This is a genomic window from Nocardia sp. NPDC003999, from assembly GCF_053604885.1.
Genome location: NZ_JBSGIB010000002.1, coordinates 201,052 through 219,726 on the forward strand (window position 1 = coordinate 201,052; position 18,675 = coordinate 219,726).

The window sequence follows — 18,675 nt, forward strand, 5'->3', positions numbered from 1 at the left end:
CCACTGAACTGGCTAGAGAGCGTCGAGCAATTGGAGCATGGACCACTGTCAACTCAGCGTGTGCTGTCACGTTGTGGTGTCGGCAAACAATTCCGGAGCGACCTTCCGCACCTTCCGCACAACCTTCGATGCGCGGTCCGAGGACACGGTGGACAGAATCGGCAGTGCGGGACGCCATAGCTTCGCCGCGTCCTCATGCCGTCCGAGACGCCACCGGATCAGCCCCGTCTCCGCGGCGGAAAGCGCGTGGATTCGCGTGTGCGTAACAGCGCTCCACATCGAATGCGACAGGAACAGGTACCGCTCGGCTTCAGCGTGGTCGCCCAAAGCGGCGAACGCTTTCGATGTCTGCCTGGCTACGCTCGCCTTATTCGGGCACCAGAGGGCTGCCCAGCGAGGCAACTCGGTGGTGATTTCCGCATCTATCCACGGCTCGGCCTCCCGCAACGTATTCCGCGCTGCTCGATGCTGCCCCGTTTCGGCATAGCAGCGCGCCAGCCCGACCAGGAACAAGGACATGGTGTCCGGGCCTACTTTGTCGCGCGCCACTGCCACTCCACGTTCGGCAAGCTCAGCGGCGTGCTGCGGCTGTCGTACATCGGTGGCATGTAACCCGAGCATGCGGAAGCAGAAACCGTCCTGCCCCGGAACTCCGGATTCCTCCGCGAGCCGCAACGCCGCGAGGAAATAGCGCTGCGCGATGCCGTCCTCACCGGCATCGTGCGCCTTGAAGCCTGCCAGGTAGGCCAACTCGGCGGCGGAACTGAACGCGGCGGAACGGACTGTCGAATCGGCGAACCTCGATCGCAGCAGGGACGCGACGTCGGTGCTCAGGAACTCCGCGACGGCGGTTCGGCCGATGCCGCCGCCCTTGACTTCGTCCATGCGCAAGAAGGCATCCGTGATTCCCTGGACGGCACGGACTTCCGGCATGCCTACGTGCGCGGATTCGTCGATGCGCATCAACCGGGCCACATCGGACTGTGACACCAGCGCGGTCGCGGACAGCGCGGCGCTGTAGACGGATGTGCGCAGGAACGACCGCCGGTCGACGTCCGCTCGGCCCAACATACTGACCAGTGTGACAGGGTCGCATGTCATTTCGCCGCATGCGCGCAGGTAGGCGGCGACCACATCGGCTGAGGCGGCGCGCGTTCCGGTCTCCACATGACCCAGGTAGCTGCGCGAGAACGGTATGCGGGCAGCCAGTTCGGCCAGTGAGAGCCCCGCCGCCTGCCTGGCTGCTCGCAGACGTTCCCCGATGTCAGGAGCAAATCCCCCGTCCGTCCCCATGCGTGGATCGTATGCGGATCGGTAGACGCGCTGTAGCCATTTTCCCAGTCCAGAGCGAAGTTTTTCGCGCGACGCTGGCAGCCGCACCCACCCGGCGGGCGCGTCCCTCCGTTCCGAACGGACGCATCGCGAGCTGTGGGCGGCTCCGCGGTGACCATCACCCCGCCGGGTGGCGTGCGTCCACATGACGAACGAGAACAGCAGGGGTGAACGCGATGGGGTTCAACTGGTGGCGAGACGGCGAGCAAGACGACATGTCGGCGCAAGCGATCATCGATCGCGTAGCCGCCGAGTGGCGCGCCGCACGCGAACGCGAACGGATCAGCGCCGAGCGGCCCGACGCCGGGCTGTGGCCTACCGGTTGGCCGCACGAAGCTCCCGAAACGCCGTTGAGCGTTCCGGAAGCGCATCAGACCATGCAACGGCACAGGGCATGCCGAGCCGATCAATGCCCGCGTAAGGCAGCGGCCCGGCAGACGCTCATCGAGGCCGGGCGGATGAAGCCGGACACCTCGCGAGAGCCGCGCTGACACGATCTCGAGGCGGGTCGTGCGAAGCTGTCGGGCTGGCGAATTTCGGCTGACTGGTGCGCGCTCCGCTCATCCCACGAGGAGCGCGGTATGGACGGAATGCCCGGACCACGGCGACGACAAGCGAAGTCCCTGGCTGAGCTACGGCGGCGGAAATCGACGCACCTGCTCCGTCGATGATCGGCGTTGCCTACGGCGCCGCCGTGATCGCGAGGGCGACCAACGCGACGACCTTGACGACCTCCAGGCCGATGTACCAATAGTGCGCGTGGGAGCGCGGCAGTTCCTCGCCCGCCAGCACGCGATCGGAGCGGCGTGAGAGCGGCGGGCGCACCACCACGATTTGAACGGCCAGCACTGCCCCGGCGACGCCCAGCCACGCCCACGTCGCCGCGCCGGGGCCGACGATCACTGCGGCGAGCACCAGCAGCACCGCGAGCACAGCCTCCACGGTGTTCAGCGCGCGGAACACGAGGCGGCCGATGCCGAGCCCCAGCGGCAGCGTGACCCCTGGGGCGCGGAACTTCAGCGGCGCTTCCAGGAACGAGATGGCCAGCACCATGCCGAGCCAGAGCATGGGCAGGAACCACAGGAGATGCTGTGCGATCGTATCCACGCGGCGGACGCTACCGGCGCGACACCGGCAAGGGCAGGGTCGAAAGGCCTACGCGGCTCATAGCTTGACCAACGTCCGGCTGTACTGCGGGATCAACCGGATCTTGCCCGCGGTGCCGAAGTCGATGGTCACCGTGGCCAGTGGGCCGAAGCCCTCCGCCGCGATCACGCGGCCGAGACCGTACTTGTCGTCGCTGACCCGATCCCCCACGGCGAGGACCAAATTCGTGTTGTTGCGGGTCGCGCCGCCGGGAGCGGGCCTGCGCGGACCGCGATCACGCAAGCCTGGACGCGGCTCCGCCCAGCCGTCGCCGCGGGTCCAGTCCCGATCCAGCCCGTCGTCGTCCCCGCCACGCCGCCGCAGACCCCTCGTCGCGGGTGAACCGGCGGGCTCGAGCCGACGCCAATCGATGAGATGACCCGGAATTTCCTGCAGAAAACGCGATTCCGGGTTCGACACCGGCTGGCCCCAGCCGGAACGCACCACCGCCCGCGTCAGATACAGCCGCCGCCGGGCCCTGGTGATGCCGACGTAGGCGAGGCGGCGTTCCTCGGCCAGCTCGGTCGGATCACCGAGTGCGCGCATGTGCGGGAACTGCCCGTCTTCCCAACCCGTCACGAACACCACCGGGAATTCCAGCCCCTTGGCGGTGTGCAGCGTCATCATCGTGACCACCCCGGAGCCCTCGTCCGGAATCTGGTCGGTATCGGCCACCAGCGAGACCCGCTCGAGGAACGCGGCGAGCGAACCGGGATCCGGCTCGCCTTCGCCCACCTCGGGCAACAGCCCCTCCTGCCGGGCGGCCTCCGCGTTGTTGTGCGCCTCGGAGCTGAACTCGCGCGCGACGCTGACCAACTCGTTGAGGTTGTCCAGCCGGGCGCCGTCCTGCGGGTCGTCGGACGCCTCCAGCTCGGCGCGATAACCGGTGCGCTCGAGCACCGCGTCGACGACGTTGCCCAGGTCGGGGAAGTCGGACTCCGCTTGTTCGCCCGCGGCCCTGATGTCGTCGAGCAATTCCAGGAAGCCGGCGATGGCGCGCTGAGCGCGCGTGTTCAGCAGCGCCACTTTGCCTTCGGCGGCGTCGCGCAGGGCGGCGGCGAAACCGATCCCGCGTTGTTCGGCATGGACAGCCACGCAGGCTTCGGCTCGGTCACCGATGCCGCGGCGGGGCGTATTGAGGATGCGGCGCATGCTCACCGCGTCCTCCGGGTTCTCCAGCACGCGCAGGTAGGCGACCACGTCACGCACCTCTTTGCGCTCGTAGAAGCGGACACCGCCGACCACCTTGTAGGGCAGGCCCATCCGGATGAAGATCTCTTCCAGCGCGCGAGAGTTGTTGTTGGTGCGGTAGAACACCGCGACGTCGCCGTAGTTGGCCTCGCCCTGGTCGACCAGCCGGTCGATCTCGCGGGCGACGAAGGACGCCTCGTCGTGCTCGTTGTCGGCGACGTAACCGGTGATCAGGTCGCCTTCGCCGGAATCGGTCCACAGCTTCTTCTCGCGCCGGTTCTCGTTGCGCGAGATCACCGCGTTGGCGGCGGAGAGGATGTGCTGGGTGGAGCGGTAGTTCTGCTCCAGCAGAATGGTTTCGGCGTCGGGGAAGTCGCGCTCGAACTCCTCGATATTGCGGATCGTCGCACCGCGGAAGGCGTAGATGGACTGATCGGCGTCACCCACCACACACAGTTCGCTCGGCGGCACCCGGTCCTCGTCGCCGCCTTCCACGTGGTGGCCGACCAGCTCGCGGACCAAGACGTACTGCGCGTGGTTGGTGTCCTGGTACTCGTCCACCAGCACGTGCCGGAACCGGCGGCGGTAGTACTCGGCGACCTGCGGGTGGTGCTGCAGCAGCGCCACGGTCTCGCCGATCAGGTCGTCGAAGTCCAGCGCGTTCGCCGAGCGCAGCCTGCGCTGATATTCGGTGTAGACCTTGGCCACCAGGCCGGGCAGCTCCGTGTCGTCCGATTCCGCGTCGGCGGTGGCGCGGGCCGGGTCGATGAGTTCGTTCTTGAGGTTCGAGATCGCCGTCGCGAGCAGGCGCGCCGAGTACTTCTTGGCGTCGATGTCCAGGTCGCGGCTGATCATGGTGAGCAGGCGCCGGGAATCGTCCGCGTCGTAGATCGAGAAGTTCGAGTTCAGGCCGGGCAGCAGCGCCGCCTGGGTCCGCAGGATGCGGACGCAACTGGAGTGGAACGTCGACACCCACATGGCGTTCGCCCGCGGGCCGACCAGCCCGGTCACCCGCTCCCGCATCTCCGCGGCGGCTTTGTTGGTGAATGTGATGGCCAGCACCTGGCCCGGCGTGACACCGCGGGCGGCCAGCAGGTAGGCGATGCGGCGGGTGAGCACGGCCGTCTTGCCCGAGCCCGCGCCCGCCACGATGAGCAGCGGGGATCCGGTGTGCACCACCGCCGCGCGCTGCTGTGGATTGAGGCTGTCGAGCAGGCGCTCGGCCTCCTCGGCGCGCCGCTGTTCCCGCTCGACGCGCTGCCGTTCGCGCTCGGCGTCCGTTGGCGGCGCCTCGGGAACGGAGGCAGGCTGCCGCCCCCCCGCCGCGTTACCGCCGGCGAGCTGCGGTTTCGATGTCGGATCCGGGTGCACGACCCGACCGCCCTGCGTCTTGGGAGCCACCGTGATGTCCATCGTCCATCCACGCTACCGGCGGGCACCGACAGAGATGAAGCCCCGGGTGACATCGGTATCGGTTCGGCGCCGGTCGACTGAACGGCGGGTGAACTCCCCCTGGTGGGAAGGGCGGGCGAAACGACCTGCGTTTCTCGCGACATTGCCAAACGTATACGTTTTGCATACCCCCCTACCCGTGGCACACTGGCGACATGCTCAGCGCTTTCGCAAGACATCCGATTCGGCTGCCAGCCGAACGCCGGGATCGCGGAGCCTGTACCTGAGCACGCCTTCTGGGGGGACAATACAAGGCCCCACCAGGTCTGTTTCACGGTGAAAGAACTGATCGGTAACGAGCCTTCGGCACCCGCCGATCCATGTTCTGACACGAGGAGATGAATGATGAGCACCCCTGCCACGACGACCGGGTCCGAATCCGCGCTGCCGCAGACCGAGGCCGAGATCGACAAGCTCCGCAAGGAGATCGACCGTCTCGACGCGGAGATCCTGGCCGCGATCAAGCGCCGGACGGAGATCTCCCGGATCATCGGCCGGACGCGCATGGCGTCAGGCGGGCCGCGCCTCGTGCACAGTCGCGAGATGAAGGTGCTGGAGCGCTTCAGCGAGCTCGGCCAAGAGGGCCACACCCTCGCCATGCTGCTGCTTCGCCTCGGCCGCGGTCGTCTCGGCCACTGATCTGACCCCAACGCGGCGCTCGCGAGACCGTCGCTTTCGAATAGACCGCCCCGGGCTATGCCACCCGGGGCGGTCACTTCATGTCCGCCCCCAGAGGAGCGCGGAAGGTTTTCAGACCGTCGGCTTGGTGGAAGGCGTCCACCGACGCTATCCGGGTTCGGCGGCCGGTCCATCACCTGAGGTGGAATCGTTCAGCGCCCGCAGGTCGGCCCTCAGCTCTGCTTCGAGCGGTTCGGCATGCGAGCGCATAACGGGATGCACATGGCGAAGATGCTCGAGGTCTTGACTCGTCCGTTCGATCGCGGCCGCTCGTTCCGCGGGGCTGCCCTCCGCCGCGATCGTGCGATTGGTCAGGACACGCCAATCCACTCCGGATTGGTCCAGCGCCTGTCGCAACGCCGGACTGGGTGACTGGTGCAACCCGATGAAATCTATGTCCGCGGTTGTGAGATCGAACATCTGGGCTTCGATGAAATGGCTGGCGCGAAAATCTGCTCCGAGATAGTCGCGGCCGATAGGAGCGAGATCGCGCACTCCGACGCCATAGGAATATTCCGACGGGTTGTCCAGGGGGGAGGGTATCGCCCGTTCCCTTTCCACCAGCGAGTCACCGAACGTGATGGTCGTTCGTGACCGGACCTCCGGCTTCAGGTAGATCTGATTGTCGCCGTAGTTCAGCTCCGACAACCCATCGATCATGCCGTCTTGGGAAGGACGCACTCCGTCCACGGCAACGTAGCCGTAGACGGGCGGGTTGTCGTGGACGTGCGGGCCGAACCACTCTTCTTCGGCATGAGCGCGAACGCCCACGGGGTTGCGGCTGCCCCTGATTCGCCCTTCCTCGAGAAGTGCCACGAGTTTGTCGTCGCGGACGCGGATGGCGAGCGGTTTCCCGTCGAGCGCGTCCTTCAGTTCACGCCGCATCTGCTCGCGTAGGTCGGCGCTGTCCCGGCCGAGAGAAGCCGCTGTTTCCTCGATTCTCCGGTCGATGATGGCGTATTGCTCCAGCCGGGACAGCCGACGGTTGGCTATGAAGTCATACAGGTCCTCGTCGGTCGGTCCGTTCTCGCCGAAACGTCGATTCAGTTCGGCTTCGAGTCTCTGTCCGGCCCGGCTCAGCGACGCTCGGTCCGGCGGCGGGGGGCACAGATCCCGCAAGGGACCGGCATCGCCACCTGCCGCGCGTCGGATCGCGAGCGCACCGTCGGCGTCACCGTGCGTGTGCACATCGACGACTTCCCGGGAAGCGCGGGCCGCGCCTGTTTTCATGTCCGCGAGGCCCTCGGCTTCCCTCTTGGTCAGCCGTTTCAGATCGTCCACGGCCCGCAAGAAGGCTCTGACGATGCCGTTGCTCAATCAGGCGTCACCGGCACCCGCACCTTCTCACAATCAGCCCCTTCGCCGCCTCCTCGGACCTCAGGTAGAGGCTAGTGTCGATGATCGACGAAGTCGTCCCCCGGAAAGCAGGGGGGCTGCGCGGGTCGGCGCCGACAGGCCGGATTCGACCCTCAGGTGCGCGATCGATCGCCTTCAGTGGCGCGGAATCCGCGGCACGCTCTCACGTGAGCGCGATGTATTTGGTGGAGAGGTATTCCTCGATGCCCTCGGTGCCGCCCTCCCGGCCGAAGCCGGACTCCTTGACGCCGCCGAAGGGGGCGGCGGGGTCGGAGATGACGCCGCGGTTGACGCCCACCATGCCGGATTCCAAACCCTCGGCGATCCGCAGCGCGCGATCGAGGTCGCGGGTGTAGACGTAGCTGACCAGCCCGAATTCGGTGTCGTTGGCGGCGGCGAGCCCCTCTTCCTCGGTGTCGAAGCCGACGATCGGCGCGACCGGGCCGAAGACCTCCTCGCGCAGGATCCTGGCTTGCGGCGGGACGTCGCGCAGCACGGTGGCCGGGTAGTACCAGCCGGGGCCGTCGGGCGCCTTGCCGCCGATCAGCACCTGTGCGCCCTTCGCGACGGCGTCGTCGACCAATTCGCCGACCGTGCGCAGTTGCTCCTCGTTGATCAGCGGGCCCAGCGTCGTGTCCGGGTCGGCGCCCGGCCCGAGCCGCACACTGCTGGATATCGCCTCGACCAGCTTGGTGGTGAACTCCTCGAGCACGCTGTTGTGCACGTGGAAGCGATTGGCGGCGGTGCACGCCTCGCCGCCGTTGCGCAGTTTCGCCAACATCGCGCCCTGCACCGCGGCATCGACGTCGGCGTCGGCGAACACCACGAACGGCGCGTTCCCGCCGAGTTCCATCGAGGTGCGCAGCAACCGGTTCGCGGATTTCTCCACCAGCTTCTTGCCCACCTCGGTGGAGCCGGTGAAGGTGAGTTTGCGCAGCCGGGCGTCGTCGATCAACGGTTGGGTCACCGCGCCGGAGTGGCTGGAGGTGAGCACCGAAAGCACGCCGTCGGGCAGTCCCGCCTCGCTGCACAGCTTGCCGAGCAGCAGCATGGTCAGCGGCGTCGCCGAGGCGGGCTTGACGATCATCGTGCAGCCCGCCGCCAGCGCGGGGCCGATCTTGCGCGTCCCCATCGCGAGCGGAAAATTCCACGGCGTGATCGCCAGACATGGGCCGACCGGCTGCTTGTGCACCATGATCCGGCCGGTGCCCGAAGGCGCGTGCAGATAGCGCCCGTGCACGCGGGCGGCCTCCTCGCTGAACCAGCGGAAGAATTCGGCGCCGTAGCGCACCTCGTTGCGGCTCTCCGGCAGCGCCTTGCCCATTTCCAGGGTCATCAGCAGGGCGAACTCCTCCGCGCTGGCGGTGATCCGCTCGAACACCGCGCGCAGGACCTCCCCGCGCTCCCTGGCGGGCGTGGCCGCCCACTCGTCCTGCACCGCGACGGCCGCGTCGAGCGCGCGCAGCGCGTCCTCCGGCGTCGCGTCCGCGACGTTCGCCAGCACCTCCCCGGTCGCCGGATTGTGCACCGGGAAGGTACCCGCACCGGTGGCGTCGACGGCCCGCCCTCCGATCCACAACTGCGTCGGCACGGATTCGAGAAGTTCACGTTCGGACACCATGCGGCCAGCCTATGCCGCGAGACCTCATCCTGGAACGGACGCGGACCCCGGATCGGACCCACGTCCACCGCATGGGCTCGCGCGTTGCGCCCTCGTGTGCACGGTCGGGGTAAGTCCGGTGTGGCAACGGGTGTCCACCTTCGACGCCGATTCGACCGACTTCCGCGCCCGCAGCCGTGCGCGCGGCGGTGCCTGCTTGTAGTCTCGGCGAACGTGAGCAGCGACATCACCGCGACGGCGGCATGGCGGAAACTGCACGATCACCACGGCACCGTCGCGGGACGACACCTGAGGGAGTTCTTCGCCGACGACCCGGCCCGGGGCAGCGAGCTGACCGTCCAGGTGGCGGACCTGCGCATCGACTACAGCAAGCACCGCGTGAACCGCGAAACACTGCATCTGCTGGTGGAATTGGCGCGCGAGGCGGGCGTGCCCGATCGTCGCGACGCGATGTTCCGTGGCGAGCACATCAACACCTCCGAGGACCGCGCGGTCGGCCACGTCGCGCTGCGGTTGCCCGAAGGCGAGACCATGGTCATCGACGGCGTCGACGCGGGCGCCGAGGTGCACGAGGTGCTGCGGCGGATGGGCGAGTTCACCGACGCGCTGCGCTCCGGCGCGTGGCGGGGAGCGACCGGCGAGCGCATCACGACGGTGGTCAACATCGGCATCGGCGGATCGGATCTGGGTCCGGTCATGGTGCACCAGGCGCTGCGGCACTACGAGGACGCGGGCATCGGCGCCAGGTTCGTCTCCAACGTCGATCCCGCCGACCTGGTCGCGAAGCTGGCCGGGCTCGACCCGGCCACCACCCTGTTCATCGTCGCGTCCAAGACCTTCTCCACCCTGGAGACGCTCACCAACGCGACCGCGGCCCGGCGCTGGCTGGTCGCCGCGCTCGGTGAGGACGCCGTGGCCAAGCACTTCGTCGCGGTGTCCACCAATGCCGAGCGGGTCGCGAGGTTCGGGATCGACACCGCGAACATGTTCGGTTTCTGGGACTGGGTCGGCGGCCGCTACTCGGTGGACTCCGCGATCGGCCTGTCGGTGATGGCGACCGTCGGCAAGGAGCGCTTCGCGGAGTTCCTCGCCGGTATGCACGCGGTGGATCGGCACTTCGCCCAGGCGCCGCTGGAGGCGAACGCTCCGGTGCTGCTCGGCCTGCTCGGTGTCTGGTACTCGAATTTCTTCGGGGCGGAATCGCATGCGGTGCTGCCGTACTCGAACGATCTGGCCCGCTTTCCCGCCTACCTCCAGCAGTTGACCATGGAGTCGAACGGGAAGTCGGTCCGCGCCGACGGCACCCCGGTCTCCACCTCCACCGGCGAGATCTTCTGGGGCGAGCCGGGCACCAACGGCCAGCACGCCTTCTACCAATTGCTGCACCAGGGCACCCGCCTCATTCCGGCGGATTTCATCGGATTCGCCCAGCCCACCGACGATCTGGCGACCAGCGACGGCACCGGCAGCATGCACGACATCCTGATGAGCAATCTGTTCGCGCAGACCAAAGTGCTCGCCTTCGGGAAGACCGCTGAGGAGATCGCCGCCGAGGGCACCGATCCGGCGATCGTGCCGCACAAGGTGATGCCGGGCAACCGTCCCTCCACCACCATCCTCGCGCCGCGACTCACCCCGTCGGTCGTCGGTCAGCTGATCGCGCTCTACGAGCATCAGGTGTTCGTGGAGGGCACGATCTGGGGCATCGACAGTTTCGACCAGTGGGGTGTCGAACTCGGCAAACAGCAGGCGCTCGCCTTGGCGCCGCTGCTCACGTCGGCGGAAGACCCCGAACCGCAGGACGACTCGTCGACCGATTCGCTCATTCGCTGGTACCGCGCCAACCGCTGATCGCGTGCGACGCTCGGCGCTAGTCGCCGCCGCCCGTCGGACGGTTGCGCTGCGCCTCGTTCAACTGCTGGATGATGTGTGAGGTCGATATCGCGATCAGGATGCCGATGACGCCCAGGTCGAAGGCGACCTGCACCATGGTGGCCACCTTCGCGGCGTCCCCCACCGCGTGCACGTCGCCGTAGCCGATCGTGCCCAGCGTGACCACCGTGTAGTAGAGCGCGTCGGTCCGCGTGTGCAGGCCCTCGAACTGGCCGGGTGCGCGCGATTCCAGCACGTAGTAGTACAGGGCGAAGAACGTGACGACGACACAGACCACGAGCAGCACGTCGTTGATGCGCCCGACGGTCGCGCGCGGATCCATGATGTACCGCCGGATGCGCCACCGGGCCAGCCAGATCAAGCCCGCGACGCCGACGACGAACGCGAGCAGCGCCGACACGCCGGACAACCGGCCCAGATGCAAAGCCTTCAGCGGCAGGAAGTAGTAGAACAGCAGAGCGCACACCACGGCCAGCAGGTTGTGCAAGGCACGCGACAACCTGCCGACTGCGCGATTCTCCGTCATTCCTCCATCATCGGCCCAGGTGGAGCGCAAGAGACGCCGCACGCGCCGGACGATGCGCGTTGCGATCCCAGGGATGCGTCGGCTACGAGATGCTCGGATCGACTGCTGATGCCCGGGGCGGACCGGCCACCGCATAGCCTCCCGCATGCCAGCGCAGCAAGAGGTCGGCGCGCTCGCGGGTGGTCGCGACCAGGTCAGCGTTGCGCAAGTCGCTGTGGTGCACTTTGTCGTGTGCCGCCGCGGGGGTGCGGCCACCGCGAATGTGCCGGTCCAGCAGGCGATTCGCGATCACGTCGCGCGCGGCGTCCAGGTACCAGCACTCGTCCAGCAATGGGCGAACCGCGGACCACCGCCGCGTCCCGAAGTCATCGAGCAGTAGGTAGTTGCCCTCGGTGAGGACGATGGACTGCCGGTCGAACACCACGCCACCGGGAACCGGGGCATCAATGGACCGGTCGAAGGTGGGCCACGGCACCGGCTCGCCTACCGGCGTGGTGCGCAGGCGGCGCAGCTCCGAAACGTAACCGTCGACGTCGAAGGTGTCCGGCTCACCTTTGCGCGCAAGGCTTCCTGCCGCCCGCAGGACGTCGTTGGACAGGTGGAATCCGTCCATGGGCGCGATTTCGGCGACCGCTCCGCCCGCCTCGGTATTGATCGCGTCGCGCAACGCGATCGACAAGGCGGATTTGCCCGCGCCGGGCGGCCCCGTGATGCCGAGCAGATACCTTCCCCGCGCGGCCCGATCCAGCACCCGCCGGACCAGCCAGCTCAACGGTCTGTCGACGAACTGCCCTGCCACCGCCGCCACACTACCGGCGGTCCACCGCTTCGGATCGCCACTTCCGCTGACCGGCGCTCGCGCCTCGCAAAGGTATCCACACTCGTCCACAGAGTGACGCCGCGCGCGCTTGCCCGGCTCCAGCTGGGCAAGGCGCGGATCACGCTCCAGGAGGGCGGGAGCGGAAGCGTATGCGGCGCGGGCTTGTCGCCGTGTCCGTTCGTGGCGCTGCCCCCGTGGTTCCGGTCCACGAGAACAACGCGGCGATCAGCGAAGGCGCTGGCGTACCTGGGCGGACAAGTCGGCCGCTCGGTCGCGCAGCGCTTCGGCGAACGCACCGCGCGAATCGGCGGCTCCGCGGTCGGCACGATGCGCGATGACCGTGCGCCGAACCGCGGCGGGGTGGTCGATGCGCAGCAGCGCGACGGTCGGCGGCAGCACGGGGACGGCGATGCCGGGGACCACCGTGATACCGAGTCCGGCCGCGACGAGACCGAGTTTGGCGAACCAATCACGCGCGACGAACGCGATGTCCGGCTCCCAGTCCGGATCGCGCCAAGCACCGAGGAGGGTGGCGGACGGCTCCTGGCTGCCCGCGATCCATCGCTCATCGCGCAATACCTCGGGGGTCGCGCTGGTGGCGCCCGCGAGCGGATGCGTGGGCGGGACCGCGACCAGCAACGGATCGTCCACCAGGGGTTCGATCTCCACGCCGGAGGGCAAGGGGTCCGGCGCGGTCACCACGGCGAGGTCGAGGCGTCCGCGCGAGACGGCGGTGAGCAGTCTGGGACTGAGCCCCTCGCGCAGCGAGATCCGCACCTGCCGGTCACGGGTCGCGGAGATCGCCCCGGGCACCAAGGCGGCCATCGCGGTGGAGAACGCACCGACGCGCAGGCGGCCCGCCGGGCGCGCCGTGAGATGACGGATGTCGTGCCGGGCCTGCTCCAGTTCGCCGAGGATCACGTCCGCGTGCCGCAGCACGATCCGCCCCGCCTCGGTGGGCTGCACGCCGCGGGCGTGTCGCTCGAACAGCGCGCGGCCCGCCGCCCGCTCCATGAGCGCGATCTGCCTGGACACCGCGGACTGGGTGTAACCGAGGTTCTCCGCGGCCGTCGAGAAGGACCCGCAGGCAGCGGCTTCCCGCACCACGCGGAGACCGGAGACGGTGAACTCATCCATGCGCAATTCTCATACCACATATGCAAGACAGTCGCTTGTCGCATACCGTGGGCGGCCCTAGCGTCGTGGGCATGACCGCGCTCGACAACAAGAAGCTGCTCACCGAGATCTTCGAGCAGATGTCCCTCGGCAACACCCGCGCACTCAGCGACGCCATGGCCGACGACTTCCGCTGGGTCTTCCCCGGCGACTGGTCCTGGAGCGGTACGTGGCAGCCGAAATCAGCTGTGCTGGAAGGACTCCTGCGTCCGCTGATGGCTCAGTTCACCGCATACCGCTCGGCCGCGGACACGATCGTCGCAGCCGACGACCGCGTCGTCGTGCAGGCCCGCGCCGAGGCCGTGACCACGCGCGGGGAGACCTACAACCAGACCTATTGCTTCGTCTTTCGGGTCGCCGACGGGAAGCTGCGCGAGGTGGTCGAGTACTGCGACACCGCGTTGGTCGAACGCGTGCTGACCCGCCCCGCCTGAGAGGCAGGACTCAGCCTCGCCAACCCGCGATGAGCAGGTCGGTGAGCCGGCCCAGATAGTCCGGCTCGATCGGAATTCCCACGATCATCAGCCGCCAATAAAGCGGTCCGGCGAGCATGTCCAGCGCCAGATCGAGGTTCAGATCCACGGGCAGCTCGCCACGGGCGATAGCCCGCCGCAGCATATCGGCGGCCCGCTCGCGCCGCGTGTCCCGCGCACCGACCAGAAGCGACTGCGCCAGTGTCGGATTGCGCGATGCCTCCGCCAACAGATCGGGAATGACCCTGGCCGCCAACGGATGGGACAGCATGCCCGCCGCCGACTCCAGATAGGCCCGGACATCACCGCGCAGGGTGCCGGTGTCCGGAGTCTCGGCGGCCGCGACCGCCAGAGTCGAGGCGAGAGCGGTCACCATCTCCTCCTTCGATCGCCAACGCCGGTAGACCGTCGGCTTGCTGACGCCGGCCCGCCGCGCCACCGCCTCCATCGAGAGCCGGCCGTAGCCGACCTCCGCCAATTCGGCGAGCACCGCTTCGGTGATGGCCTCCGTCACCTGCGGTTGCATTACGGCGGCCCCGGCGGGACGGCGTCGTTCGGCTGTCATGCCCCCATCATGCCACGACGATACGGTTGCGTTTACACGTAGTTGTAATCTACGGTTTCAACGTCGATACGCCATCGTGTTGACGTAGTCGGATAGACGTAGGAGATTCCGGTGAAGTTCCTGTTCGATGACGAGTCCTTTGCCTTCGAGGCGCTGCGGACCGCCTGCTTCGCCGAGTTCGGCGGCGCCGATCTCGGCGAGGTGCTGGCTGTCGCACGCGCCGTTCCCGACGGTGACGAGGAGGCATGGTGCACACAGTGGACCGTCGCGGGAGACCGGGCGCGCGCGCTCGGAGGTAGACAGGCGCTGCTGCGCGCCTCGAACTACTACCGCACCGCCGAGTTCTTCCGCCGCGACGATCCGTTCGACGATCCCGTCGCGAAGGACCTGTTCGCACGGGCCCAGGACACCTTCGCCGAAGCCGCCCAACTCATGGACACGCCCGTTGAGGCAGTCGAGATCCCTTACCAGGACACCCATCTGCCCGGCCTGCTGTTCCTGGCCGACGACTCCGGCGCACCCCGGCCGACCATCATTCTCACCAGCGGCTTCGATTCCCCGGCCGAGGAGGCGTACTTCGCCCTCGCGGCCGCGGCACTGCCGCGCGGCTACAACGTCCTCGCCTACGACGGCCCCGGCCAGGGTGCCGCGTTGCGGCATCAGCGATTGTTCTTCCGCCCCGACTGGGAAGCGGTCCTCACCCCGGTCGTGGACTACGCGTTGACGCGGGCAGAAGTGGACGCCGAGCACGTCTACCTGTACGGCTACAGCCTGGGCGGCTTCCTGACCCCGCGGGCCGCCGCCTTCGAACACCGCGTCGCCGGGCTGATTCTCGACGGCGGCATCTACAGCTACTACGACGTGAACTTCGCGAGCATCCCGGCCGTCGCCGCCGAGTGGGTCATGGCAGGCCGCGATGACGTCGCGGATCCGGTCGCGCATCTGATGATGGCCAACCACACCGGCACACGGTGGGCGCTGCGCAACGGCCCGTGGTCCTTCGGCACCGCCACCATTTCCGAATACCTGCGCCGCACAAGGGAATACACCCTCGACGGCCTCGCCGATCGCATCACGGCGCCCACCCTCATCTTCGCCCCGGACAACGACCACTTCTTCGCGGGCCAGCCCGAGCGCCTACACCGCGAATTGACCTGCCCCACAACGTTGGTTCCCCTGCATAGTGTCGATGGCGCCGGGGAGCACTGCGCCTATGGCGCCCGTTCCACCCTGCTCCACCACATGTTCACCTGGCTCGACGCCCTCTGAGATCTGCGGCGCGGGGACTCCTGGGCCGATTCGGACACCTCGCCTCCGGGGACCGCTTCACCCGAACCGGTCCCCGGTTGCTCGGCAAGCTCAGACGAATGCCCGTTCGATGATCGCGCCGGTGTCGACGCCGGTGGGCAGCGTGCCGAACGCGATGCCCCAGTCGTCGCCGAGCCGGGTCGCGCAGAACGCGTCGGCGACGGCGGGATGACCGTGCCGGACCAGCTGCGCGCCTTGCAGCACCAGCGCCATCAGCTCGACGACGCGCCTCGCGCGGTACTCGATGTCGTTGAGATCCGACAACTCCTTGCCGACCCGGGCGATCGCGTCGTCCAGGCGCGGATTCTCGCCCTTGGCGAGCGACACTTCGTTGAAGTACGCCTCGACCGTCTCCGGCTGACGCCCCATGGCACGCAGCGCGTCCAGCGCGGCGACATTGCCCGACCCCTCCCAGATCGACATCAGCGGCGCCTCCCGGTACAGCCGTGGCATACCGGATTCCTCGGCATATCCGTTGCCGCCGAAGCATTCCAGCGCCTCGGCCGCATGCGCGGGCGCCCGCTTGCACACCCAGTACTTGGTGACCGCGAGCGCGATGCGCCGCAGTGCCGCCTCGGCCGGATCGCCGCCCGCCCGGTCGGTGGCCCCGGCCAGCCGCATCATGACGGTGGTCGCGGCGTCGGACTCGATCACCAGGTCGGCCAGCACGTTGCGCATGGCGGGCTGGTCGATCAGCTCGGCGCCGAACACTTTCCGGTGCCGCGCGTGGTGCACGGCGTACACCGCGCCCGCCCGCATACCGGTCGCGGAGCCGATCACGCAGTCCAGCCTGGTCATGTTCACCATCTCGATGATGGTCTTGACGCCCGCGCCCTCAGCGCCGACCAGCCAGCCCGAGGCGTTCTCGTACTCGATCTCCGAAGAGGCATTGGACTTGTTGCCCAGCTTGTCCTTCAGTCGCTGGATGCGGATCGGGTTGCGGGTGCCGTCCGGCAGCACCCGGGGCAGCAGGAAACAGGACAGGCCGCCGGGCGCCTGCGCCAGGGTGAGGAACATGTCCGACATCGGCGCGGAGGTGAACCACTTGTGGCCGACGATCCGGTAGGAGCCGTCCGGCTGCGGCGTCGCGGTGGTCGTGTTGGCGCGCACGTCCGAGCCGCCCTGCTTCTCGGTCATCGACATGCCCGCGATCAGCCCGGCCTTGGTGGACGGCTCACGCAACCCGAATTCGTAGACGCGGGAGCCGAGCAGCGGCTCGTATTTCGCCGCCAGTTCCCGGTTGTGCCGCAACGCGGGGACCACCGCGTAGGTCATCGAGATCGGGCACATGTGGCCCGCGTCGGCGGTGCCCCAGGTGTAGAACTTCGCCGCACGCGCCACGTGCGCGCCCGGCCGGTCGTCCAGCCACGGGGCGCCGTGCAGGCCGTGCTCGACGGCCACGCGCATCAGGTCGTGCCAGTGCGGATGGAACTCGACCTCGTCGATGCGGTGCCCGTAACGGTCGTGCGTGCGCAGCACCGGCGGGTATTCGTTGGCCAGCCTGCCCCACTCCTGCGCCTGCGCGCCGCCTGCGAGCGCGCCCAGTTCTCGCACTTCGGCTTCCGCCCAGCCCGCCCCTTCCCGGTGCAGGCCCTCGAGCAGCGCCGGATTTCGCGACACGTCGAACGGCACGATGTCGGGCACCTGGTTGAAGACTTCATGCGTCTGCATCTGACACTCCTGTTTCCAGCCGGGCGCCACCCGCGCCCGGGTCGTCGCGCACGCCGAGTGCGCGCATCGCGAAAGCGGTGAGTTCGGGGACGACGGATTCGCCGTGCGGCGCGTCGGCGAGCGGCCCGACCAGCACCTCGCCGATCGCGCCGACCAACGCGGCCGCGCTGATCCTCGGGTCCTGCGGCGGGATCTCGCCCCGCGCGATGCCCTCGGCCACCGCCGATTCGAAGGTCTCGGCGAACGCCCGCCGGAAGTGCAGGCGTTCACTGTCCACGGCCGCGTCGACCGGCTCGGCGAGCAGCACGTAGGCCAGGTTCGGGTTCTTCAGCGCGCGGCCCGCGAAGGTCTCCACGGCCGCGGTGACCCGCTCGACGGCCGTTCCGAGCGCGCCCGCCGCGGCCACGGCGGCGACCTCGCGGGCGACCACCTTCCGGAACACCGCCCGCACCAACGCGGACTTGCCGTCGAAGTTCTTGTAGACGGTGCCGGTGGCCAAGCCCGCCTCGGTCGCGACCGCCGCCATGGACAGCGCGGCGTAGCCGCCGCGCGAAAGCACCTTCGTCGCGGCCTGCACGATCAGCCCCGCCTGAGCGTCCAGGCGGGCCTGCACAGCGGGAGTTCTGCGGTAGGCCACCCAAGAAGTGAAGCATGAATTCATTTCTTCACACAAGGGTGCTTTTACGGCGTATGGTCGAGCGCGTGACGGTACTCATCGAACGCAACGGCCCCGTGACGACCGTGATCCTGCACCGGCCCGAAGCACGCAACGCCGTGGACGGGCCGACCGCCGCGGCGCTGGCCGACGCCTTCCGTGAGTTCGACGCCGACCCCGATGCGGCGGTCGCGGTGCTGTGGGGCGACGGCGGCACCTTCTGCGCGGGAGCCGACCTGAAGGCACTCGGTACCGAGCGCTCCAACCGGGCCGCCGAGGACGGTGACGGCCCGATGGGACCGACCAGGATGCGGCTGTCCAAGCCGGTGATCGCCGCGGTCTCCGGCTACGCGGTGGCGGGCGGGCTCGAGCTCGCGTTGTGGTGCGATCTGCGGGTCGCCGAACAGGACAGCACGTTCGGCGTCTTCTGCCGCCGCTGGGGCGTCCCGCTGATCGACGGCGGCACTGTCCGGCTGCCGCAGATCATCGGCGCGGGCCGCGCCATGGACCTGGTGCTCACCGGCCGCGCGGTCGCCGCCGAGGAGGCGCTGCGAATCGGGCTGGTGAATCGCGTGGTGCCCACCGGCGAAGCCCGCCGCGCGGCGGAGGCGCTTGCCGCCGAACTGGCCGCGCTGCCGCAGACCTGCCTGCGCTCGGACCGGATGTCGATGCTGGAGCAGGAGGGGATGACCGAGGAGTCCGCGCTGCGCAACGAGTTCCGCCACGGGCTGACGGCGCTGGCCGACGGCGCGCTGGACGGCGCGCAGCGCTTCGCGGCCGGCGCGGGCCGGCACGGCGCTCGCGCCTGAGCC

17 protein-coding genes are annotated in these 18,675 nt (G+C 68.5%); 6 read left to right on the forward strand and 11 right to left on the reverse strand.

Annotation, left to right across the window (positions count from 1 at the left end):
- Positions 1-66: 66 nt before the first annotated feature.
- Entirely contained in the window at positions 67-1,380 is a 1,314-nt protein-coding gene (locus ACWESM_RS05100; protein WP_452490988.1) for a helix-turn-helix domain-containing protein, read from the reverse strand.
- Between the two features lie 128 nt (positions 1,381-1,508).
- On the opposite strand from ACWESM_RS05100, the gene ACWESM_RS05105 reads away from it, so the two are divergent.
- Positions 1,509-1,823, forward strand: a complete 315-nt coding sequence (locus ACWESM_RS05105) for a hypothetical protein (RefSeq protein WP_364428761.1) — start codon at positions 1,509-1,511, stop codon at positions 1,821-1,823.
- 190 nt (positions 1,824-2,013) lie between these two features.
- On the opposite strand, the gene ACWESM_RS05110 is transcribed toward ACWESM_RS05105, so the two are convergent.
- A complete protein-coding gene (locus tag ACWESM_RS05110) occupies positions 2,014-2,400 on the reverse strand; it encodes a hypothetical protein (RefSeq protein ID WP_452491125.1) in 387 nt (128 codons plus the stop codon).
- A gap of 96 nt (positions 2,401-2,496) precedes the next feature.
- On the reverse strand, positions 2,497-5,082 hold the full coding sequence (gene pcrA / locus ACWESM_RS05115) for a DNA helicase PcrA (protein WP_452490989.1): 2,586 nt from the start codon (positions 5,080-5,082) through the stop codon (positions 2,497-2,499).
- A 384-nt stretch (positions 5,083-5,466) separates the two neighbouring features.
- Here pcrA and ACWESM_RS05120 point away from each other — a divergent pair, with 384 nt between their 5' ends.
- Entirely contained in the window at positions 5,467-5,760 is a 294-nt protein-coding gene (locus ACWESM_RS05120; RefSeq protein WP_062977356.1) for a chorismate mutase, read from the forward strand.
- A gap of 147 nt (positions 5,761-5,907) precedes the next feature.
- Here ACWESM_RS05120 and ACWESM_RS05125 read toward each other — a convergent pair whose 3' ends face one another.
- Together ACWESM_RS05125 and ACWESM_RS05130 are read right to left on the reverse strand one after the other, a co-directional pair.
- The gene (locus ACWESM_RS05125) at positions 5,908-7,116 is read right to left on the reverse strand and encodes a hypothetical protein (RefSeq protein WP_364428752.1); all 1,209 of its coding nucleotides are present in this window, start codon (positions 7,114-7,116) and stop codon (positions 5,908-5,910) included.
- Positions 7,117-7,318: 202 nt separating this feature from the next.
- Positions 7,319-8,776 carry an NAD-dependent succinate-semialdehyde dehydrogenase gene (locus ACWESM_RS05130; protein ID WP_364428749.1) on the reverse strand — a complete coding sequence of 486 codons (1,458 nt, stop codon included), beginning with the start codon at positions 8,774-8,776 and terminating at the stop codon, positions 7,319-7,321.
- Between the two features lie 213 nt (positions 8,777-8,989).
- On the opposite strand from ACWESM_RS05130, the gene pgi reads away from it, so the two are divergent.
- Entirely contained in the window at positions 8,990-10,627 is a 1,638-nt protein-coding gene (gene pgi / locus ACWESM_RS05135; RefSeq protein ID WP_364428746.1) for a glucose-6-phosphate isomerase, read from the forward strand.
- Between the two features lie 19 nt (positions 10,628-10,646).
- Here pgi and ACWESM_RS05140 read toward each other — a convergent pair whose 3' ends face one another.
- The 3 genes from ACWESM_RS05140 to ACWESM_RS05150 form a co-directional block, all read right to left on the reverse strand.
- On the reverse strand, positions 10,647-11,195 hold the full coding sequence (locus ACWESM_RS05140; RefSeq protein ID WP_364428743.1) for a potassium channel family protein: 549 nt from the start codon (positions 11,193-11,195) through the stop codon (positions 10,647-10,649).
- A gap of 82 nt (positions 11,196-11,277) precedes the next feature.
- Positions 11,278-11,994, reverse strand: a complete 717-nt coding sequence (locus tag ACWESM_RS05145) for a nucleoside/nucleotide kinase family protein (RefSeq protein ID WP_452490990.1) — start codon at positions 11,992-11,994, stop codon at positions 11,278-11,280.
- Between the two features lie 246 nt (positions 11,995-12,240).
- The gene (locus ACWESM_RS05150; RefSeq protein ID WP_452490991.1) at positions 12,241-13,152 is read right to left on the reverse strand and encodes a LysR family transcriptional regulator; all 912 of its coding nucleotides are present in this window, start codon (positions 13,150-13,152) and stop codon (positions 12,241-12,243) included.
- Positions 13,153-13,223: 71 nt separating this feature from the next.
- Here ACWESM_RS05150 and ACWESM_RS05155 point away from each other — a divergent pair, with 71 nt between their 5' ends.
- The gene (locus ACWESM_RS05155; protein ID WP_452490992.1) at positions 13,224-13,625 is read left to right on the forward strand and encodes a nuclear transport factor 2 family protein; all 402 of its coding nucleotides are present in this window, start codon (positions 13,224-13,226) and stop codon (positions 13,623-13,625) included.
- A gap of 10 nt (positions 13,626-13,635) precedes the next feature.
- On the opposite strand, the gene ACWESM_RS05160 is transcribed toward ACWESM_RS05155, so the two are convergent.
- Entirely contained in the window at positions 13,636-14,229 is a 594-nt protein-coding gene (locus tag ACWESM_RS05160) for a TetR/AcrR family transcriptional regulator (protein WP_397278569.1), read from the reverse strand.
- 111 nt (positions 14,230-14,340) lie between these two features.
- Between ACWESM_RS05160 and ACWESM_RS05165 the strand changes: the two genes are divergently transcribed.
- Positions 14,341-15,498: an alpha/beta hydrolase family protein gene (locus tag ACWESM_RS05165; protein WP_355074679.1), complete on the forward strand. Its 1,158-nt coding sequence runs from the start codon at positions 14,341-14,343 to the stop codon at positions 15,496-15,498.
- 90 nt (positions 15,499-15,588) lie between these two features.
- Here ACWESM_RS05165 and ACWESM_RS05170 read toward each other — a convergent pair whose 3' ends face one another.
- Complete coding sequence (locus tag ACWESM_RS05170; RefSeq protein WP_364428727.1) at positions 15,589-17,208, reverse strand: acyl-CoA dehydrogenase family protein; 1,620 nt, start codon at positions 17,206-17,208, stop codon at positions 15,589-15,591.
- The gene (locus ACWESM_RS05175; protein ID WP_356963809.1) at positions 17,195-17,845 is read right to left on the reverse strand and encodes a TetR/AcrR family transcriptional regulator; all 651 of its coding nucleotides are present in this window, start codon (positions 17,843-17,845) and stop codon (positions 17,195-17,197) included. The genes ACWESM_RS05170 and ACWESM_RS05175 overlap by 14 nt, the downstream gene beginning before the upstream one ends.
- A 53-nt stretch (positions 17,846-17,898) precedes the next feature.
- Between ACWESM_RS05175 and ACWESM_RS05180 the strand changes: the two genes are divergently transcribed.
- The gene (locus ACWESM_RS05180; protein WP_397278571.1) at positions 17,899-18,672 is read left to right on the forward strand and encodes a crotonase/enoyl-CoA hydratase family protein; all 774 of its coding nucleotides are present in this window, start codon (positions 17,899-17,901) and stop codon (positions 18,670-18,672) included.
- Positions 18,673-18,675 lie beyond the last annotated feature (3 nt).

What these genes read in the sequence shown, in the direction of transcription:
- ACWESM_RS05105 (WP_364428761.1), top strand. Translation starts at nt 1,509, where the DNA reads ATGGGGTTCAACTGGTGGCGAGACGGCGAGCAAGACGACATGTCGGCG.
- ACWESM_RS05110 (WP_452491125.1), bottom strand. Translation starts at nt 2,400, where the DNA reads ATGCTCTGGCTCGGCATGGTGCTGGCCATCTCGTTCCTGGAAGCGCCG.
- pcrA (WP_452490989.1), bottom strand. Translation starts at nt 5,082, where the DNA reads ATGGACATCACGGTGGCTCCCAAGACGCAGGGCGGTCGGGTCGTGCAC.
- ACWESM_RS05120 (WP_062977356.1), top strand. Translation starts at nt 5,467, where the DNA reads ATGAGCACCCCTGCCACGACGACCGGGTCCGAATCCGCGCTGCCGCAG.
- ACWESM_RS05130 (WP_364428749.1), bottom strand. Translation starts at nt 8,776, where the DNA reads ATGGTGTCCGAACGTGAACTTCTCGAATCCGTGCCGACGCAGTTGTGG.
- ACWESM_RS05140 (WP_364428743.1), bottom strand. Translation starts at nt 11,195, where the DNA reads ATGACGGAGAATCGCGCAGTCGGCAGGTTGTCGCGTGCCTTGCACAAC.
- ACWESM_RS05150 (WP_452490991.1), bottom strand. Translation starts at nt 13,152, where the DNA reads ATGGATGAGTTCACCGTCTCCGGTCTCCGCGTGGTGCGGGAAGCCGCT.
- ACWESM_RS05155 (WP_452490992.1), top strand. Translation starts at nt 13,224, where the DNA reads ATGACCGCGCTCGACAACAAGAAGCTGCTCACCGAGATCTTCGAGCAG.
- ACWESM_RS05160 (WP_397278569.1), bottom strand. Translation starts at nt 14,229, where the DNA reads ATGACAGCCGAACGACGCCGTCCCGCCGGGGCCGCCGTAATGCAACCG.
- ACWESM_RS05170 (WP_364428727.1), bottom strand. Translation starts at nt 17,208, where the DNA reads ATGCAGACGCATGAAGTCTTCAACCAGGTGCCCGACATCGTGCCGTTC.
- ACWESM_RS05180 (WP_397278571.1), top strand. Translation starts at nt 17,899, where the DNA reads ATGGTCGAGCGCGTGACGGTACTCATCGAACGCAACGGCCCCGTGACG.